Raw genomic sequence first — 17,894 nt, 5'->3', positions numbered from 1 at the left:
GCGGACATGCTGGTTTGGCTTTTTTCGTTTACATGTCTTTCAGGCCCGTGATCGCATAGCCTTTGGCGGCGATCTGCTGGTGTGGCTGTTCTATATGGTAGTCGGGCAAGATTTCGGCATCGTCGGCCACTTCGCTGGCGCGTGTTTCGAGCTGCCAGTCGGTATTGGTCACTTCTTCCGGAATGAGCTTTCCTTCCGGCACGGCGAGGTAGGAAAAAATGCCGTCGTGCTCGGCCCGGCGGTAGATGTCTACGCGCATGAATGCCTCCTAGTAAGCGTTGGGGGAACCGGCGCACCGCAGTGCATGCCGATAGCGCTAGCGTAACAGGATTGCGCCGTGCACGGGTTGTAGCGTGTGCCGCAGGTGGGGGGACGCTCAGGCGACAACGGAAGCGTAGTCGTCGTCATCAAGCATGGCCGCTTGCCGCGCCTCGCCGGCGGCCGCCGCAGTACCTGCCGTGGCGGCTTGCGGCGGGCTGCGATGGGCGTCGAGGCCGCTGCGCAGGCTGGCGATCATGGCCAGCGTCAATTCGTGGCGCTTGCGTGCTTCCGAGCGTTTCTTGGAAGGAATTTCTTGCAGCGACGGCAAGGGCAGGTTTTCGCACGCCAACTCAAAATCGCCATCCTGGCGCACTTGCGCGCCCAGTTCTTGCCATAACGCATTGTAGTCGGCGAACAGACGGCCCTTCTTGGCGGAGTGGTGCACGGCGCGGTTGATATTGCCGACAAGAACCATCTTGCGGCAGCCGTGTTCGTATCCCAGCTGGCGCACCAGGCGCGCCATCAGGGTCTTCGGACGCATGCCGTGCAAGTCGCGCGTTGCCTCGCGCACGCGGTGCGCGCTGTCCTCGCCCTTCGGACCTTGCAGGCAGCCGATGCGCATGCCCAAGGTGGTGCGCAGCTGGCTGCCGAAGAAGGAAAAGGCGATCGAATAGAGCACATCGTCGTCATCCATCAGTTGCAGCACCATCTCGCCTTCGCGGTCCATCGGATGCAGCGAACACAGTTGCAAATGGTAGGACGCGCCCGACTTGCCCGCCACCGTGCCCAGGCGTACGGGGCCGCGTGCCGCTTGGCCCATCATCTTGCCCCAGCCTTGCTGCAAGATGAAATGGTAGTGTTCGGCCAGCAATTCCACGCGCTGCTGGCAATTCAAGGTCAGGCTCAGGTAAGGGCGGTAGACCTTGTGGATCATGTGCGGATAGGCTTGCACCAGGTCATGAAACACCGGATGCGAGTTCAGCAGTTGCAGCCATAGTCGGGTTTGGCGCTGTTGCACGCGGGCGCGCAGATGCAGCTTGAGCAGTTCGCGCCAGCGGCGCATGCCGCTCGGCATCGCCATCAAGCCGTCAGACAGGGTAATGGTTGGCATCATCGTGGCGTGGCGTGGCGTGGCGTTTCGTGGCAAGGCGTGCTGCATGCATGGAAGGGATGCTCATGGTCGGAAAACCATGTCATCTTATGCACGCCATCCCTCCCTGTAAATTGGCGAAACAGCGTACGGGTTCCCCTTATGCCAGCCCTGTTTTAATAGCGGTAGGTGACGTACACGGCGCCGATCGGCGAGGTCTTGCGCTGCACGATGGGGCTCTTGGCCGCGTCGCCCAGGCGGCTCTCGACACCGATTAAGGTATTGATACCCCAGCGCGCATCGAAGCGGTGCTCCCAGTTGACGGTGGCTTGCGCTTCATAGAAACCGGCCTTGGGCGTGTATTGCTTGAACGAGGTGTTCGCGGCCTGGGTGGCCGTGACGCCATACATGGTCTGCACGTATTTGCGCTCGCCCCAGGCCAGCTGGCCGCCGATGGTCACGCTGTCCTTCTGCATGCCCTTGGCATCGGACCTGCCGTAGACCTGTCCCGTCGCTTCGAAATGCACGTTCGCGCCATTTTCGCGGTTCGACAGGGGAATGTCGCTCGACACGCTCAGCGACAGGCCCGGCAATGGCGAATAGCCGACGCTGAGCAGGGCGCTGGCGTTACCCTTGACTTCGCCCATGCCTTTCAGGTAATCGCTGCCGCCCCAGCCGTTGGCGCCATTGCGCTTGTGGTCTTCGCGGTTGCCGCGGTAGCCCAAGGCAGCGCTGTAGCTGAAAGGGCCGGCCTCGCCGCCATAGCCGATGCCGCGCGAGGTGCTGAAGAACAGGCCATTGGCCATCGCGTAATCGAGAATGATCAGCGGCGAGGCCGACAGCTTGTCGGCGCCGGAATAGCTGGACACGGCGGCGACACCGCCGCCGATGGTGAAGACATTTTCCGCAGCCGGTTCGGCCGCCGCGGCAGCCAGGGGATTCAAGCTCAGGCCGCAAGCCAGTGCCAGCGAGGTCAACAAGGTTGTAGATGCGTGCATGGAGTTTTCCGTCAGGTGGAGAACCGAGTCCGGAGTGGCTCGATTGACTGCCGACAGTATCTGCCCTTGCCATGAAGGAAAAATGAGCCTTTTATTAAGATTGCATGAAGAGCGCTTCTTTACCCTTTCTTCAGCTTGCGGTGGTTTAATACTCACCATGAAGATACTGCTGATTGAAGACGATATGGACCTGGGCAATGGCGTGCGGATCGCCTTGCGCGACCAGGGCATGCAAGTGGTCTGGGTGCGCAGCCTCGAGGATGCGGCGCGCAGCATCGAGCACGACAGTTGCGAGCTGGTGTTGCTGGACCTGGGCTTGCCCGATGGCGATGGCCTCGATTTGCTGGCCCGCTTGCGCGCGGCCCGCCTGCCCGTGCTGATCCTCAGCGCCCGCGACACGCTGGAACAGCGCTTGCGGGGCCTGGACGGCGGCGCCGACGACTACCTGGTCAAGCCCTTCGTGCTGGCCGAGCTGCTGTCGCGCGTGCGCGCGCTGGCGCGCCGCAGCTATGGTTTCGACGGCGACACCATCGAGTTGCGCGGCCTGCTGCTGCAGGTACCCACGCGCCGTGTCAGCGTGCATGGCCGGCCCGTGGAGCTCACGGCCAGTGAATATGCGCTGCTGAAGACCTTGCTGATGCGCGCCAATCGGGTCATCACGCGCCGCGTGCTGGAAGAACATATCCTGCCGGGCGGACTGGCCAATGCCAGCAATACCCTCGATGTGCACATGGGCAACCTGCGCCGCAAGATAGGAGAAGGGTATATCCGCACCGTGCGCGGCGTCGGCTATGTCATCGACCAGCAGGGCGAACCGTCCACCGCGCCGGGTACTGGCGCATGATGGGGCGTTTCTGGGCCATGCTGCGCCGGCCTACCCTGGTGCGCCGCCTGATGATGGCGCAAATGCTGATGCTGACCTTGGTGTGGAGCCTGGCCGTGGCGTATGTGATGGTCGAGGGGGCGGACGAAGCGAGCAATGTGAGCCGCAGCGTCCTGCACGCCATTATCAGCGTGGCCGATAACCTGGCCGAGCAGCCGCAGCGCCAGGAACAAAGCTTGCGCGCCATCGACGCAGCCTTGCGCGAAGAGTTTGAAACGGGACGGGTGCCGGAACTGGCGCCGCGCATCCTGGTCTGGCGCGAAGGCAAGCTGGTCTACAAGTCGCCCGATGCGCCCAGCGGTATCCGCAGCGCCGGCCCGGAGCGGATGGAGGTGGTGTACGTCAAGGGCCAGGCCTGGCGCAGCCGCAGCCTGGCCGAGGGCAGCACGCGCGTGACGGTGCTGGAAGCGGGAGGCGCATGGCAATTGTTCATCACGATCAATTCACGCGGTTACTACCTGCTGCCGCTGCTGATCAGCCTGCCGTTCCTGCTGGTGCCGGCCTGGCTGTCGATCCGCCTTGCCATGCGCCCGTGGCGCAAGCTGGCGCAAGAGGTAGCGGCGCGCGGGCCGCAGGATTTGCGGCCGCTGGCGTTCAAGCCGCCGCATGGCGAACTGGCGGCGCTGGTCGACAATATCAATGCGCTGCTGCAGCGGGTCGATGCCAGCGCCGCGCGCGAACGCAGCTTCATCGCCGATGCCACGCATGAGCTGCGCACGCCTCTGGCAGCCATGCGCGTGAATGTCGAGGCCTTGCAGGGCCAGGTACATGATGCGCGCCAGCAAGAACTGCTGGACGGTATCTTGAACAGCGGCAACCGGGCCGCGCGCCTGGTGGGCCAGCTGCTGCAGCTGACGCGCAGCGAAGTGCAGGCGGGCGCGGGCGAGTTGCCGCGGCGGCAGGCGCTCGACACCTTGCTGCAAGACCGCCTGGCGGCCCTGTCCGGCCTGGCCCAGGCGGGCGATATCGAGCTCGAGTTGCAAGCCAGCGTCTCGCTCAGCGTGCCGGGACAGCGCGAAAGCCTCGTTTCGCTGATCGACAATCTGGTGGAAAACGCCATCAAGTACAGCCCGCGCGGCAGCAGCGTGACGGTGTCGCTGCATGCGGAGCGGGGCCAGGCCGTGTTGCATGTGGCCGACCAGGGACCGGGTATCGCGCCGGCGCTGTATGACCGCGTGTTCGACCGCTTTTTCCGCGCCCCGCAGCAGGCGCAGCCAGGCAGTGGCCTGGGCTTGTCCATCGTTGCTTCCGTCGTGCGCCAGCATGGCGGCACGATTCAGCTGCACAGCGGTAACGGCGGCCTGGGCTTGCTGGTGGAGGTGCGCTTGCCCTTGGCCGTGGTCTGACCGCGCTGGCAGGTCTTGTGATATTGCATGAAAATTATGTCATGTGCATATAACGCAAGATGACATGGCGTGGCGCACGCTTGCGATGCATAATGCGGGACAGTTAAAAAAACACCGTTATGCGTCTATTCCTGTCCCGCTACCTGCCGTATCCCGCCTTTGTCGGCCTGTATCTGCTGTTTGACTGGGCCACGTATATCGATCCGATGTACGGGCTGAACATTACCCCGTGGAATCCCGATCCCGCGCTGGGCCTCGTGTTTTGGCTGATCCATGGCCGCAAGGCGGCGCTGCCATGGTTCATCGCCCTGGTGGCCGGCGAGGTGCTGGTGCGCGGCATGCCGGCGGGCCTGCCCCTGACCTTGCTCTGTTCGGCGTGGCTGGTGCTCGGCTATGGCGGTATCGGCGCAGTCCTGCGCCGCAGTTTCAGCAGCAGCGACATCTTCGACAACCGGCGCCGCCTGAGCGCCTGGGTTCTCATCGTGCTGCTGGGCACCGCGCTCAATGCGCTCGGCTATATTTCCTTGCTGTCGCTCACAGGGCGCATACCGGCCGGCGAATGGGGCACGGCCGTCTGGCGTTTCGGCATCGGCGACACGGTCGGCATGCTGGTGTCGATGCCGCTGATCTGGGTGCTGTTCAGCGAGCGCGGGCGCGAGCGCCTGCATGCCGCCGTCTGGCGCTGGGAAACCCTGGCGTACCTGGCCCTGGCCAGCTTCGTGCTGTGGAGCCTCTTCGGTTCCATCGTGCGCTCCGAATACAAGCATTTCTATTTCCTGTTTCTTCCCGTCATCTGGGCCGCCTCGCGCCAGGGCTTGCACGGCGCCATGCTGGCCGTATTTGTATTGCAGCTATGCATCATCACCTTGGTGAAATGGACGCATGCCGTCGATATCCAGTTTTATGAATTGCAGCTGCTCGATGCCGTGCTGGCGCTGGTGGGCTTTTTTATCGGCATCGTCGTCGATGAAATGCGGCAAGTGGCCGACGAACTGAAACACACGCTGCGCCTGGCGGCAGCCGGCGAAATGGCGGCCGCTCTGGCGCATGAGCTGAACCAGCCGCTGACGGCCTTGTCGACCTATGGCAAGGCGTGTGAATACCTGCTGGAACGGGGCGAGAGCGGCGCCTTGCTGCAAGGCGCCATCGGGCACATGATCGTCGAATCGGGACGCGCCGCGGACGTGGTGCGCCGCCTGCGCGACTTTTTCCGCACGGGCGCGATGCAGCTCGAGGCGGTGCGGGCGAGTGAGCTGATCGAGGGCCTGGCACGCCAGTTCACGCCTCTGTTCCACGAGCATGGCATCGAGCTGGCGCTGGCGCCGCCGTCGCCGCTGGCCGTCAACGTGGACCGCCTGCAAATCGAGCTGGTACTGCGTAACCTGCTGGCCAATGCACAGGATGCGGTGATGGGCCAGCCGCGCGGCCAGCGCCGGATTACGGTCTCGGCCGAGCCGCTCGAGGGCGGCCGGCTGCGCCTGTCCGTGGAAGATAGCGGCCCCGGCATTTCCAACAGCCTGGCCGCACGCCTGTTCGAACCGTTCGTCTCGACCAAGGCCAGCGGCCTGGGGCTGGGGTTGGTGCTCAGCCGCAGTATCGTCGAAGCGCATGGCGGCCAGCTCTGGGCCGAAGTGGGCAAGCATGGCATGTTTCGTTTTATCCTGCCCCTGGCGCACGCCGGTGCAGGCGCTACGGGAGAGTATGGTGACAAGTAATTTGACGGTGTTTATCGTGGACGACGATCCCGCCGTGCGCGATGCGCTGGGTTTGCTGTTGAGCATACGCGGCTACCGCACGGCCCTGTTTTCCTGCGGCGAGGATTTCCTGCACAGCTGGCGGCCCGAGTGGGCCGGCTGTCTGCTGATCGATATCCGCATGTCGGGCATGGATGGCCTGAGCCTGCAGCGCTGCTTGCTGGAGCGCAAATGCCTGCTGCCGATCATTATCATTACGGGGCACGGCGACGTGGCGCTGGCACGCCAGGCCTTCAAGGCGCAAGCCAGCGATTTCCTGGAAAAACCATTTGATCACGACAAGTTGCTGGCCGCCATCGATGAAGCGTTTTCGCGCGAGGCGCATGCGCGCGGCCAGTTGCAGCGCCAGGTGGACGGGCTGGCCTTGCTGCGCGCCTTGACGCCGCGCGAGCGCGAAGTGTTGCAGTTGGTGGTGACGGGCCAGCACAACCGCGATATCGCCCCGGCGCTGGGCATTTCCGTGCGCACGGTGGAAGTGCACAAGGCGCGCCTGATGGACAAGCTGGGCGTCGATAATGTGGCCGATCTGGTGCGCATCAGCATGCTGGCCACCGGCGGCTAGCCGCTGAAGCGTTCTCTAGGCGATGGTCTGCAATACCTGGTCGCTTGAAATCGCCTTGACCCAGTCGCTGCGCCGCGCCACCGTGATGACGGTGCTGTTGGCGCTGTCGAAGGGGGCCCATTCCGGATTCTTCTTGCGCATCAATGCCACCACGGGCACATGCACGGCGTTCGCCAGATGCATGATTGATGTTTCCACCGAAATAATCAGGTCGCATTGCGCCAGCATGGCCGGCAGCTGGAAAAAGTTGTCGACGGCACTGAAGGCTTGCGTGCGCGGCAAGTTGCGCGCCTGCACGACGGCATTCACCTTGGCCAGTTCCTGAGGCATGGCATTGATCAGGAAGCAGGCATGCTGCCATTTCGGCATCGCTTGCATGCGCGTGATCAGCTCGGCAATGCGCTCCAGGGGCCAGCCGCGCTTGTGCGACTTGGCAAACGGGTTCAATAGCACGAGCGGCCCCTGGCGCGGGGCAAAGCCCCAGGCGGCCAGCTGCTCCTGCGCCTGCTGCAATGCGTGCTCGGGAATGTGCACGAAGGGATAGCGTTCGGCCACGGGAATGTCGAGTCCCGTCAATTGATGGAACCAGTCCGCATACACGCTGCTGATATGGTGTTCGCCGGCATCCTGTCCCGCATACGAGGCCAGCACGGCGTCGATCTTGCGGTAGGCCAGGTAATGCCAGGGGCGTAGCGGGCTGAACGGCTTGCGCGTGCCGATCACCAGCCCGTGCGGGCTGATCGCGCGGGCAAGGTCCGCATATTGCTGTGGCCGTACATGGGCAAGCGACACGACGACAGGATAGTGCTCCGCCTTGGCTTCACGCAGTGACTCTTCGTACAGCGCGGGGCTATAGGTCTTGCGGTACACCTTGGAAAACAGGCCCGACTGTTCCACCCAGTCGTAGAGCGAATAGGTGCGCAAGCTTTCCCATTGTTTGGCGTCGGATGTGCGGCGTACTTCGTCCACCCACAGGTGGATCTGGATATGCGGGTAGGCCGCGGCAAAGGCGCGGAAACCGTTTTGCAGGTAGGTGAAGTCTCCCAGCGCCAGATGGGCGATGAAAAGAATTTTGTCCGACTTTTGTAGAAGTTCGGCGGGAATCAAGGGCGTCATGTATCAGTACGATTTCAGGTATTCATTCGGTGGTGTCATAGCACTTGCTGGGAAAATTGCAGGCGATGGAGGTTGGCATACGCGCCGTTGGCATCCAATAGTTGCTGGTGACTGCCGGTTTCCATTATTTTCCCATGTGACAATACCACGATACGGTCCGCACGTTCAATTGTTGATAGCCGATGAGCAATAACCAAGGTGGTTTTCCCTTGCATCAGGTGCTCGAGTGCCGCTTGCACGGCCCGTTCCGCCTCCGTATCCAGTGCCGAGGTGGCTTCATCGAGGATCAGGATGGGCGCATCCTTGTAGATCGCGCGGGCAATGGCCACGCGCTGGCGCTGGCCGCCGGACAGGCGCGAACCGTTGTCGCCCAGGCGCGTTTCCAGGCCGTCGGGTAAACCGTCGATGACGTCCGACAGGAAGGCTGCCGCGGCGGCCGCTTCGATGCGCTGCCGGTCCGGTGCCGCATCGCCATACGCGATATTGGCCGCCAGGGTATCGTCGAACAGCACCACCTGCTGGCTGACCATGGCGATCTGGCTGCGCAGGCTGGTCAGGGCGATGGCATCGATATTCTGTCCATCGAGCAAGATTTCACCGCTGCTGGCCGAGTAAAAGCCGGGCAGCAGGCTGACCAGGGTCGATTTGCCGCCGCCGGACATGCCGACAAAGGCGACCGTTTGCCCTGGCGCGATGCTCAGGTCGATGTGCTGCAGGGCCGGCTCCGGATGTCCGGGGTAGGCAAAGCTCACGTCCTTGAACGCGATGCAGCCTTTGCTGCGGCCAGCGAGGGGCTTGCCGCCCGTGCGTTCCGGCGTCTTGTCGATCAGCAAAAAGACTTCTTCCGCCGCGGCCATGCCGCGCTGCAGGGGACCGTTGACTTCGGCCAGTTGCTTCAAGGGCGTCAGCAGCATCAGCATGGCAGTGATGAAGGAAACAAAGCCGCCGACCGTGATCTGCCCCTGCTCCGACTGGAACAATGCCATCACGATGACCAGGGCCACGGCGGCGGCCGTGATCACTTGCGTGATGGGCACAGTGGCGGAAAAGGTCGTCGTCATGCGCATGCTGTAGCGGCGCAATTGTTCGGCACGCTCTTCGAAGCGGGCTTTCTCGTAGGCCTGGCCGCCGAAGATCTTGATCACTTGCTGCGCGCGCGTGGTTTCCTCGATGACCTGGGTCAGCTCGGCATTGACGGCCAGCGAGTCGCGGTTGAGTTTTTTCAGGCGCTTGCCCGTGGTGCGCACGACGATGGTCAGCACGGGCAGCAGCACCAGGGTGACCAGGGTCAGTGCCCAGTTCAGGTACAGCAGCCACGCCAGCAGGCCCAGCACGGTCAGCGAGGAGCGCACGATCGAGGTAAACACCTTGGTTACCATCTCGATGATCTGTTGCACTTCAAACATGATGGAGTTGATGACTTTGCCCACCGTGTGCGTGTTGTAGAAGTCGATGGGCAAGTTCAGCATGCTGGCAAACATCCGGCGCCGCAATTCGTTGAGGATGCGCGTGGAGACATAGCTCATCAGGTAGCTGCTGGCAAACGTCGATGCGCCGCGGATGGCAAAGATGCCGATGACGATCAGTGGCACTAGCCAGAAGGAAAAACTCACCTTGCCGCCAAAACCATTGTCGAGTAGCAACTTGAGCGCATACGGCAGCAGCGGCTCCGTGGCCGCCGTGACGACCATCGCCAGCAGGGCCAGGGCCAGGTGTTTTTTATACGGCGCGTGCAGCGCGGTGAGGCGCTTCAGGTCGGGCGTGAGCATCGGTATGGTTCCTTGCAGGGGGCCGCAAAAACGGTCAGGCGAAAAACGAGCTCAAGCGGTACGCTCTTGCTGACGCAACAGGGCCCACAATATCACCATCGGGAACACCAGCATGATGATGCCGATATTCAGGGTGAGCGAGCTCGTCGTCAGGCCAAAAATCATATAGCAGCTGCACAGTATCACGCCTGCCAGTGCATATGGCTGGGCTGCAGGAGCGCTGTGGCGCAGGGCGCGGCCAAACAGGGACAAGGGAACGAGGAAGAGCGCCAGCAGTGCCAGCAGGCCGGTGACGCCACGCTTGACCAGCGTGTCAATATAGTCGTTATGGGCATTGGTATACTCGCCGACTGTCTTACTCATCTTGCCTTCAGCCGCCAGGATGCGCTTCGCCTCCAGATAACCGGTACGGCCTATACCTACCGCCAAATGGTCACGGGATATCAGCAAGGCCGTGCGCCACATTTCCAGGCGTTGCCCGACGGACGACCATTTGAGATCGGCGCCATGTTCAAAATTCTGCGTCTCCTCGACAGCGGCATGCATGCGCTTGCGTATCTGGGAATCAGGCATGGAGTAAGTGACCGCACCCAAGGCGATGATCGCGATGGCAGTACTGGCAATATAACGTTTGCCATCTTTTTTCGCGTAATGCAGGGCGATGATGCCAGCGCAAACGGGCAAGGCCAGCCAGCCGCTGCGGCTGCCGCTGATGACAGAGCCGAGAATGCCGGCTAAGCCGCCGACCAGCAAGAGCGTTGACCATGCCGTACGGTGGCGTTGTTCGCGGGCCCAGACCAGGCCGCTCAGCGATAGCATGCCCAGCAACATGCTTACATTGCCGTAATGGATGGCGTTGCTGGTTGCCGCCTGGGGGCGTTCCATGTTCAGCACGATGAATTGCCAAAACGCCAGGGTGGCACCGCCGATGGCGCCAATGGCGACACCGCCCCACCAGGCCGCAGGCCGCGGCGGATAGGCGAGCAGCAGCAGCAGCACGGGCACGGCCAGCAGTGCCCGCAGGGGCATGTCGAGTTCGCGTGCCGGATCGCCGTGATACAGCATATTGGCGGTAAAGATGGCGAAGTACAGCAGCAGGGTACCGAGTATCAGATAATCGCGGCGTTGCAGGTTCAGGCGGGGGCGTTTCCACAGCAGCCAGCTGCTGGCCAGCAGGAGAACCAGCGCGCCAAGGGAATATCCGCTGTTGACAGCCAGCGCCAATGCCGAAAAGAGAAAAACACAAACAGAGGTCAGGCCGAGCATGAATATCCTTGGTAACGCACGTGTCGCCATGATGGCAACTGTAGCAACATAAAGTAGGCGTCATTGTAATCGAAGGTGGCTGCAAAAACGCCCGTACGGAATTGACTCTTCGACAACTATGTAGACGGTCTCAAGGAGGAGAATGTAAAAAACCATGGTTTTTAGCCATGGTTTTTTTGTAAGCAATGGTAACTTGCTGTTATTTTGCTAAGGCCGCAAGACCTGTCATGCGTCTCAGGCGGTGGCTGGCACGCGCGTGGCGACGCCGGTGGCGATGGCCGCTTGCGACACGGCAGGCGCGACCCAGCTGCGCAGACGCTCGTCGAATGGCGACGGTATCAGTTGCAGCGGACTCAAGGCGCTGCTCTCGTGGCCCGGCAGCGGCTCCTTGGCCAGCGCGGCGATGGCGCGCACGCAGGCCAGCTTCATTTCTTCGTTGATGGTGGTGGCGCCCACGTCGAGCGCACCGCGGAAGATGTATGGGAAGCACAGCACGTTGTTGATCTGGTTCGGGTAATCCGAGCGGCCCGTGGCGACGATGGCGTCGTCGCGCACGGCATGCACTTTTTCCGGGGCGATTTCCGGATGCGGATTGGCCAGGGCAAAGATCAAGGGCTTGGCGGCCATCGATTCGACCATCTGCGCGCTGACCACGCCACCCTTCGAGACGCCGATGAAAATGTCGGCGCCGACCATGGCATCGGCCAGGTCGCGGTCGCTCGTGTCGTTCGCGTAGCGCGCCTTGTTTTCTTCCATGTTGGCATCGCGGCCCGGGTAGATCACGCCCTGGCTGTCGCACACTTTCAGCAGCGACTTGTTCAGGCCCAGCGAGACCAGCAAGTCCAGGCAGGCGATCGAGGCCGCGCCCGCGCCCGAGACGGCCACCTTGACGTTGCCGATATCCTTGCCCACCAGTTCCAGGCCGTTCAGGATGCCGGCCGCGACGATGATGGCCGTGCCGTGCTGGTCGTCGTGGAAGACGGGAATGTTCATGCGCTTGCGCAATTGCTGTTCGATGTAGAAGCAGTCGGGCGCCTTGATGTCTTCCAGGTTGATGCCGCCGAAGGTCGGCTCCATGCGCACGACGGTGTCGATGAACAGGTCGGGATCGTTCTCGGCCAGTTCGATGTCGAACACATCGACGTCGGCGAACTGCTTGAACAGGCAAGCCTTGCCTTCCATGACCGGTTTGCTGGCCAGCGGGCCGATATCGCCCAGGCCCAGCACGGCCGTGCCATTCGTGATCACGGCCACCAGGTTGCTGCGCGACGTGTAGGTGCCGGCCGTGCGCGGATCTTCCACGATGGCTTCGCAGGCAAATGCCACGCCCGGCGAGTACGCCAGGGTCAGTGCGCGGGCGTCGCCCAGCGGTTTGGTCGGCGTGACGGAAATCTTGCCTGCGCGGGGTTCCGCGTGATAGGCGAGGGCGGCTTCTTTCAGGTTGAAGGTTTCGCCGTTCTGTTCGGCGTGCTTGCTGTGCGAAGTAGACATAGGAATTCTGGGAAGGGCATGCATGGCCCGAGTGGTAAGTCCGAGCCATGGTATGCAAGCGTTTGCACACTGTCAAGGCTGGATTGTACTTAAGCGTAACAAAACCGCTTTGAGAACAGGCACTATTTCAATGCAAGCGCTTGCTCGGTTTTTGACGAAATGGGCATTTTTTGCGATAAAATCACGGTATTGCGATCCGGGAAGCCCATGACAAACAAGAACCCCACCTTAAGCGACGTTGCGCGGGCCAGCGGCGTGCACTTTTCCACCGTGTCGCGCGTGATGAACCCGTCAACGCGCCAAATGGTCAGCGCCGAGGTGGCCGCGCGCGTGCTGGCCGAAGCGGGCCGCCTCGGCTACCGGCCCAACCGCGCCGCCTCCACCCTGGTCACGCGCAAGTCGCGCATCATCGGCGTGGTCTTGCCCGACATTACCAACGCGGTTTTCCCGCCCATTCTGCTGGGCATCGAGGAAGGCTTGCGCAAGCATGGCTACCTGGCCATCGTCGCCAACGTGGGCGCCGACGAGGAAGAACAGCTGTTCGTCATCAACCGCCTGCTGGGGCAGCAGGTCGATGGCCTGATTTTGGCTACCGCACGGCGCGACGATCCCGTCATCAAGATGTGCATCGACCAGAATGTGCCCGTCGTCACCGTCAACCGCAGCGATGAAAACGGCGTGGCGTCCTGCGTCGTCAGCGACGACGTGGTCGGCATGCGCCTGGCCGTCGAGCATTTGCTGGCGCTGGGCCACCGCCATATCGCGCACATCGCGGGACCGGAAAACCTGTCCACCGGCCACGTGCGCCGCCTCGGTTTCCTGGCCGCCATCCAGGCCAGCGAACTCGCTCCCTCGCAAGCGTTCGTCTTTGAAAGCAGCGGCTATTCGCGCGAATGCGGCAAGCAGGCGTTGCTGGAACTGCTGCGCCATTCGCCGCAAACGACGGCCGTGGTGACGGGCAGCGACCTGGTGGCTCTCGGCTGCTACGACGCCATCCGCGAACTGGGCTTGAGCTGCCCCGAAGATATTTCCGTCGTGGGCCACAACGACATGCCGTACATGGACATGATCCGTCCACCGCTGACCACCATCCGCATCCGCCACCACGGCATCGGCACGGAAGCGGCCCGGCTGATCCTGCAAACCATCGCCTCGCCCGATTCGCCGGTGCTCGACGTGCGCCTGAAACCCGAACTGGTGGTGCGCGAATCGACGGCCGCGCCGCGCGCCTGACACCTTCTTGCCCTTCTTTCTGCCGAGTATGTTTAAATCTTGATATTGATAATGATCAAGGCAACGCCATGCAGACGAGAGCCAAGCAAGCACAGCAGGGAGGCCGCTGATGCCGAAGAATTTCGGCATGCCCGGCAACGCCTGGCGCTATGCGCTGGACAGCGACTATGGCTATTGTTCGCCCTTGCTTGACGGCATAGAGTTTGAAAACGAGTGGGTCACCATCCGCGAATCGGCGATCCGCATCCGCGCCGGCTATGCCTGGGATGGCTGTTCGCCCTGTATCAGCGTGCTTGGCCTGTTTTATGTGGGCACGCCCGATGGCGCGCAGCACCTGGGCTTGCCGGCCACCTATCATGCCAGCCTCGTGCATGACGTGCTGTGCCAGTGGCGCGCCGACATTCCCGTCACCCGCGCCCAGTCGATCGCCATTTTTCACCGGTTGCTCAGGGAGGTGCGCTTCCCTTTGGCGGGACTGTATGCGGGCGCCGTCTTCCTGTTCGGGCCACGGCGCGGCTTCATGCGGCCTGTCGCGCGCACCGCGGTGGCCGCCCCGCACCCGCCGGGCGCAACATTAAAGCGGCGCTAACGCCGCCGCCGATGCGCCATGATGTTAAACTGGCGCCCCTCATCGTTTCTCTTGCCCTCTACCGCCATGACCAAAACCAACACGCCTTCCCCAAAACGCCGCGAAGAGGGCGTCGCCAAGCTGACCGTCAATCCCTTCCTCGACGCCGAGTTTTACGCACGCATGCGCGACTACACGGAGCGCGATGCAGCCATCATCAAGGAACTGAAGGCGATCGCCGAGATTCGCGCCGGCAACAAGCAGCCCGATCCCCGCCTGGCGCCGTCGTTGCAAGCATTGCGCGATACCGTCAAGAAAGGTTTGACCTTTGGCGAGATGCTCGACCGCATGGCGGCCGGTAAAGAAAAAGGCTTGTGGGAACCATGGATGACGACCTTCGGCATCGAGATCCGCGCCGTCAACTACGGCGCCGGCCCGCGCAACGCCTGCCTGGTGCTGGACCTGGCCGCGAATGCTCCGGCGCACGCGATGTTCGCCAAGGCCGGCATCCAGAACTGGCGCAGCCTGGCCGCCGACGACTGCTCCGTCGTGCGCTCGGAAAAGGCGACGGAAACGACGCCCTTGAAAGTGTACGCCGTGTTTTACCTGGATCCGCTGCCGGCTTGAACCAGTAGCACTATCGCTAACGCAATCAGCATCACGCCCGACAGCCGTTCCAGGGCAGGCAGCGCACGCGCGAAGCGCTGCCGCAGGGCGCTGCTGCCGATGGCCAGCGCCACCGCCATATCCCACGCCAGCACGGCAAAGACCATCCACGCGCCATACGCCGCCATCGCGGCCGGGCTCGTTTGCCTGGCGGCCAGCACGGTGGCCAGGCTGACGTAGAACAGCGCATTCTTCGGGTTCAGGATGGCGGAAACAAACCCCACCACCATACCGCCGCGCCAGCGCGCCTTGCCGGTGGCGGGCGCGGCTTCCAGGCTGCTCTTGCCCGCATGGCGCAGGAACAGCCAGCCCAGATACAGTAGATAGGCACAGCCCGCCAGCCGCACCACCATGAAGGCCGTACTGCCCGCCCGCAGCACCGACAGTCCTGCAAACGCCGCCACGATAAACACGGCATTGGCCACGGTAATGCCCACGCACGTGCCGGCGGCGCCGCGCCAGCCATGGGCCAGCGAAGTGCGCGCGATCAGGAAAAAATCGGGGCCGGGCGACAGCAGGGAAAGAAAGTGGGCGGCGGCGATGAAGAGAAAATCCTGCATGGGGTTCGGCTCGGGCAATGGCGATGCGCGAGTATGCAGGGGCAGGCGGCCGCGTGTATTGAAGAAAATTGCAGATTAGCGGTAGCGTCCCGGCGTGATGCCCGTATGGGCTTTGAACACGCGCTGAAAATGGCTCTGGTCGGCAAAGCCCAGCTCATGTGCCAGCTGCGCCAACGCCGTCCCCGCCTGCAGGCCGTTGCGCGCACGGTTGACGTGCGCGTTCAACTGATAGGCATGCGGCGTCATGCCCGTGGCGGTGCGGAAGGCGCGGATCAATTGATACGGGCTCAAGCCCGCCGCTTGCGCCATTTGCCGCAGGCTGGCCGAGGGTTGCGCCTGCAGCGTTGCGAGCACGGGCGCCAGCCGCTGAGGCACGGGCTTGCGTTCCGAGGGCAGCACGTTTGCACGGACGCTGGCGCAAGCGCCCAGGAACGCCAGCAGCGCCGCATCTTTCTCCGCCGCGCTGGCCGATGAAAACAGCAGCGCATTCATGGCGCAAAACTGCGCGTACAGCAGCGGGCAGTGCAGCACCGTCGCCGTGTCGCCATCGAGCGCCGGCGCGTGTGCTTGCAGCCATTGCGCATCGAGATGCAGCATCTGGTAGCTCCAGACGGCGTCAGGCAGGGGATTGCAGGCGTGCACGCAGCCGGCCGGCACCAGCACCAGGCTGCCATTGCCGAGGGCCACCTTGCCGTCTTTGCTGCCCGTAAAGATGCTGCCGCCCGAACCGACGGCGCCGATGGAAAACGTGGGATGGCTGTGCGGCTTGTAGCACGCGCGGCTGCGGCAGGCGCGCCGGCTCTCCACGTGGGGGAGCAACGGGTCGCGCCAGAAGGCGGAGTCGCCCGCCATGGCTACATCAAAATCACGTCGTACTGCTCCTGGTGGTAGGCGTTCTCCACCTGCAGCGAGATTTTCTTGCCGATGAAATCACCGAGCATGGCCAGGTGCTGCGATTCTTCTTCGAGGAACAAATCCACGACTTCCTGCGAGGCGAGAATGCGGAATTCGCGCGGGTTGAACTGTTTTGCCTCGCGCAGCAGTTCGCGCAGGATTTCATAGCAGATCGTGCGCGACGTCTTGACTTGTCCCTTGCCGGCGCAGGCGGGGCACGGTTCGCACAGGATGTGGGCCAGCGATTCGCGCGTGCGCTTGCGTGTCATTTCCACCAGACCCAGCGGCGAGAAGTTGCTCACCGAAACCTTGGTGCGGTCGCGCGACAGCGTGCGTTTCAGCTCGGCCAGCACGGCGTTGCGGTGCTCGGCGTTGTCCATGTCGATGAAGTCGAGGATGATGATGCCGCCCAGGTTGCGCAGGCGCAGCTGGCGCGCGATGGCGTGCGCCGCTTCCAGGTTGGTCTTGAAAATCGTGTCGGCAAAATTGCGCCCGCCGACGAAACCACCCGTGTTGACGTCGATGGTGGTCATCGCTTCCGTCTGGTCGACGATCAGGTAGCCGCCCGATTTCAGGTCGACCCGGCGGCCCAGCGCGCGCAAGATCTCTTCTTCCACGCCATATAAATCGAACAGCGGGCGTTCGCCCGTGTAGTGCTGCAGGCGCGTCAGTTCGCTGGGCGTGTAGATCTCCGCGAATTCGCGCAGTTTCACATAGTTTTCGCGCGAATCGACCTGGATGGTGGCCGTTTCATCGCCGACGAAGTCGCGCAGCACGCGCTGCGCCAGGCTCAAGTCCTGGTGCAGCAGGCTGGTGGCGGGGCGCGTGCGCGCGCCGTGCGTGATGGTGCTCCACGTCTTGCGCAGGTAGTCGACGTCCGCCTTCAGGTCCGCGTCGGACGCGTCCTCGGCCATGGTGCGCACGATGTAGCCGCCCTTTTCGTCGGCCGGCAGCAGGCTTTGCAGGCGCACGCGCAACTGCTCGCGCTCCGCTTCCTTTTCGATTTTCTGCGAGATGCCGATGTGCTTGTCTTGCGGCAGGTACACCAGCATGCGTCCGGCGATGGAAATCTGCGTCGACAGGCGCGCGCCCTTGGTGCCGATCGGGTCCTTGATCACCTGCACCGTCAGCACCTGGCCGTCGAACAGGATTTTTTCGATGGGCGCCGGTGTCGCGTTCTGGCCGTCGTGGCCGCGCGCTTCCCAGATGTCGGCCACGTGCAGGAACGCGGCGCGCTCCAGGCCGATGTCGATGAAGGCCGATTGCATGCCCGGCAACACCCGCACCACCTTGCCGGAATACACATTGCCGGCCAGGCCGCGCGTGAGCGTGCGCTCGATGTGCAATTCCTGCACGGCGCCCTGCAGGATGAGGGCGACGCGCGTTTCTTGCGGCGTGATATTGATCAGGATGTCTTCGTTCATGGAGGCGCGGGAG

Annotated in this window: 16 protein-coding genes and 1 pseudogene; 7 read left to right on the top strand and 10 right to left on the bottom strand. The window is 62.9% G+C overall.

The genetic code is table 11. The annotated features are described in order from the left end of the window. Positions 1 to 28: 28 nt before the first annotated feature. From IGS55_RS20395 to IGS55_RS20385, 3 genes are all read right to left on the bottom strand, one after another. A complete protein-coding gene (locus IGS55_RS20395) occupies positions 29 to 259 on the bottom strand; it encodes a DUF6139 family protein (RefSeq protein WP_034747058.1) in 231 nt (76 codons plus the stop codon). Positions 260 to 376: 117 nt separating this feature from the next. Next, positions 377 to 1,375 carry a VirK/YbjX family protein gene (locus tag IGS55_RS20390; RefSeq protein WP_230518477.1) on the bottom strand — a complete coding sequence of 333 codons (999 nt, stop codon included), beginning with the start codon at positions 1,373 to 1,375 and terminating at the stop codon, positions 377 to 379. Between the two features lie 152 nt (positions 1,376 to 1,527). Beyond that, a complete protein-coding gene (locus tag IGS55_RS20385; protein ID WP_189396616.1) occupies positions 1,528 to 2,349 on the bottom strand; it encodes a MipA/OmpV family protein in 822 nt (273 codons plus the stop codon). Positions 2,350 to 2,506: 157 nt separating this feature from the next. Here IGS55_RS20385 and IGS55_RS20380 point away from each other — a divergent pair, with 157 nt between their 5' ends. The 4 genes from IGS55_RS20380 (at position 2,507) to IGS55_RS20365 (ending at position 6,894) form a co-directional block, all read left to right on the top strand. Beyond that, the gene (locus IGS55_RS20380) at positions 2,507 to 3,193 is read left to right on the top strand and encodes a response regulator (protein WP_230518478.1); all 687 of its coding nucleotides are present in this window, start codon (positions 2,507 to 2,509) and stop codon (positions 3,191 to 3,193) included. Then, positions 3,190 to 4,578 carry a sensor histidine kinase gene (locus IGS55_RS20375; RefSeq protein WP_230518479.1) on the top strand — a complete coding sequence of 463 codons (1,389 nt, stop codon included), beginning with the start codon at positions 3,190 to 3,192 and terminating at the stop codon, positions 4,576 to 4,578. The genes IGS55_RS20380 and IGS55_RS20375 overlap by 4 nt, the downstream gene beginning before the upstream one ends. A 119-nt stretch (positions 4,579 to 4,697) precedes the next feature. Continuing rightward, entirely contained in the window at positions 4,698 to 6,293 is a 1,596-nt protein-coding gene (locus IGS55_RS20370; protein WP_230518480.1) for an ATP-binding protein, read from the top strand. After that, on the top strand, positions 6,280 to 6,894 hold the full coding sequence (locus IGS55_RS20365; protein WP_230518481.1) for a response regulator transcription factor: 615 nt from the start codon (positions 6,280 to 6,282) through the stop codon (positions 6,892 to 6,894). The genes IGS55_RS20370 and IGS55_RS20365 overlap by 14 nt, the downstream gene beginning before the upstream one ends. 15 nt (positions 6,895 to 6,909) lie before the next feature. Here the strand turns inward: IGS55_RS20365 and IGS55_RS20360 are convergent, their stop codons facing one another. From IGS55_RS20360 to IGS55_RS20345, 4 genes and pseudogenes are all read right to left on the bottom strand, one after another. Then, complete coding sequence (locus IGS55_RS20360; RefSeq protein ID WP_230518482.1) at positions 6,910 to 8,010, bottom strand: glycosyltransferase family 9 protein; 1,101 nt, start codon at positions 8,008 to 8,010, stop codon at positions 6,910 to 6,912. Between the two features lie 35 nt (positions 8,011 to 8,045). Next, positions 8,046 to 9,779 carry a lipid A export permease/ATP-binding protein MsbA gene (gene msbA, locus IGS55_RS20355; RefSeq protein WP_230518483.1) on the bottom strand — a complete coding sequence of 578 codons (1,734 nt, stop codon included), beginning with the start codon at positions 9,777 to 9,779 and terminating at the stop codon, positions 8,046 to 8,048. A gap of 51 nt (positions 9,780 to 9,830) precedes the next feature. Then, positions 9,831 to 11,045, bottom strand: coding sequence for an O-antigen ligase family protein (locus tag IGS55_RS20350; RefSeq protein ID WP_230518484.1), 1,215 nt, complete (start codon positions 11,043 to 11,045; stop codon positions 9,831 to 9,833). 252 nt (positions 11,046 to 11,297) lie between these two features. Beyond that, positions 11,298 to 12,536 (bottom strand): annotated as a pseudogene (locus IGS55_RS20345) (malic enzyme-like NAD(P)-binding protein); the annotation flags it as partial. A gap of 207 nt (positions 12,537 to 12,743) precedes the next feature. On the opposite strand from IGS55_RS20345, the gene IGS55_RS20340 reads away from it, so the two are divergent. From IGS55_RS20340 to IGS55_RS20330, 3 genes are all read left to right on the top strand, one after another. Then, a complete protein-coding gene (locus tag IGS55_RS20340) occupies positions 12,744 to 13,769 on the top strand; it encodes a LacI family DNA-binding transcriptional regulator (RefSeq protein ID WP_230518485.1) in 1,026 nt (341 codons plus the stop codon). 109 nt (positions 13,770 to 13,878) lie between these two features. After that, entirely contained in the window at positions 13,879 to 14,358 is a 480-nt protein-coding gene (locus IGS55_RS20335) for a hypothetical protein (protein ID WP_230518486.1), read from the top strand. A 66-nt stretch (positions 14,359 to 14,424) separates the two neighbouring features. After that, positions 14,425 to 14,964: a hypothetical protein gene (locus IGS55_RS20330; protein WP_230518487.1), complete on the top strand. Its 540-nt coding sequence runs from the start codon at positions 14,425 to 14,427 to the stop codon at positions 14,962 to 14,964. Here the strand turns inward: IGS55_RS20330 and IGS55_RS20325 are convergent. The 3 genes from IGS55_RS20325 to rng form a co-directional block, all read right to left on the bottom strand. Further along, on the bottom strand, positions 14,940 to 15,563 hold the full coding sequence (locus IGS55_RS20325; protein ID WP_230518488.1) for a LysE family translocator: 624 nt from the start codon (positions 15,561 to 15,563) through the stop codon (positions 14,940 to 14,942). The genes IGS55_RS20330 and IGS55_RS20325 overlap by 25 nt on opposite strands. Positions 15,564 to 15,638: 75 nt before the next feature. Beyond that, positions 15,639 to 16,415, bottom strand: coding sequence for an AraC family transcriptional regulator (locus IGS55_RS20320; protein ID WP_230518489.1), 777 nt, complete (start codon positions 16,413 to 16,415; stop codon positions 15,639 to 15,641). Positions 16,416 to 16,417: 2 nt separating this feature from the next. Further along, complete coding sequence (gene rng / locus IGS55_RS20315) at positions 16,418 to 17,881, bottom strand: ribonuclease G (RefSeq protein ID WP_070254273.1); 1,464 nt, start codon at positions 17,879 to 17,881, stop codon at positions 16,418 to 16,420. Between the last annotated feature and the right edge of the window lie 13 nt (positions 17,882 to 17,894).

The sequence above is a fragment of the Janthinobacterium sp. EB271-G4-3-2 genome, from assembly GCF_020858035.1.
Taxonomy (GTDB): Bacteria; Pseudomonadota; Gammaproteobacteria; order Burkholderiales; family Burkholderiaceae_D; genus Janthinobacterium; species Janthinobacterium aestuarii.
The sequence above is the reverse complement of the archived record's forward strand: the minus strand, read 5'-3'. Positions and strand labels throughout refer to the sequence as shown.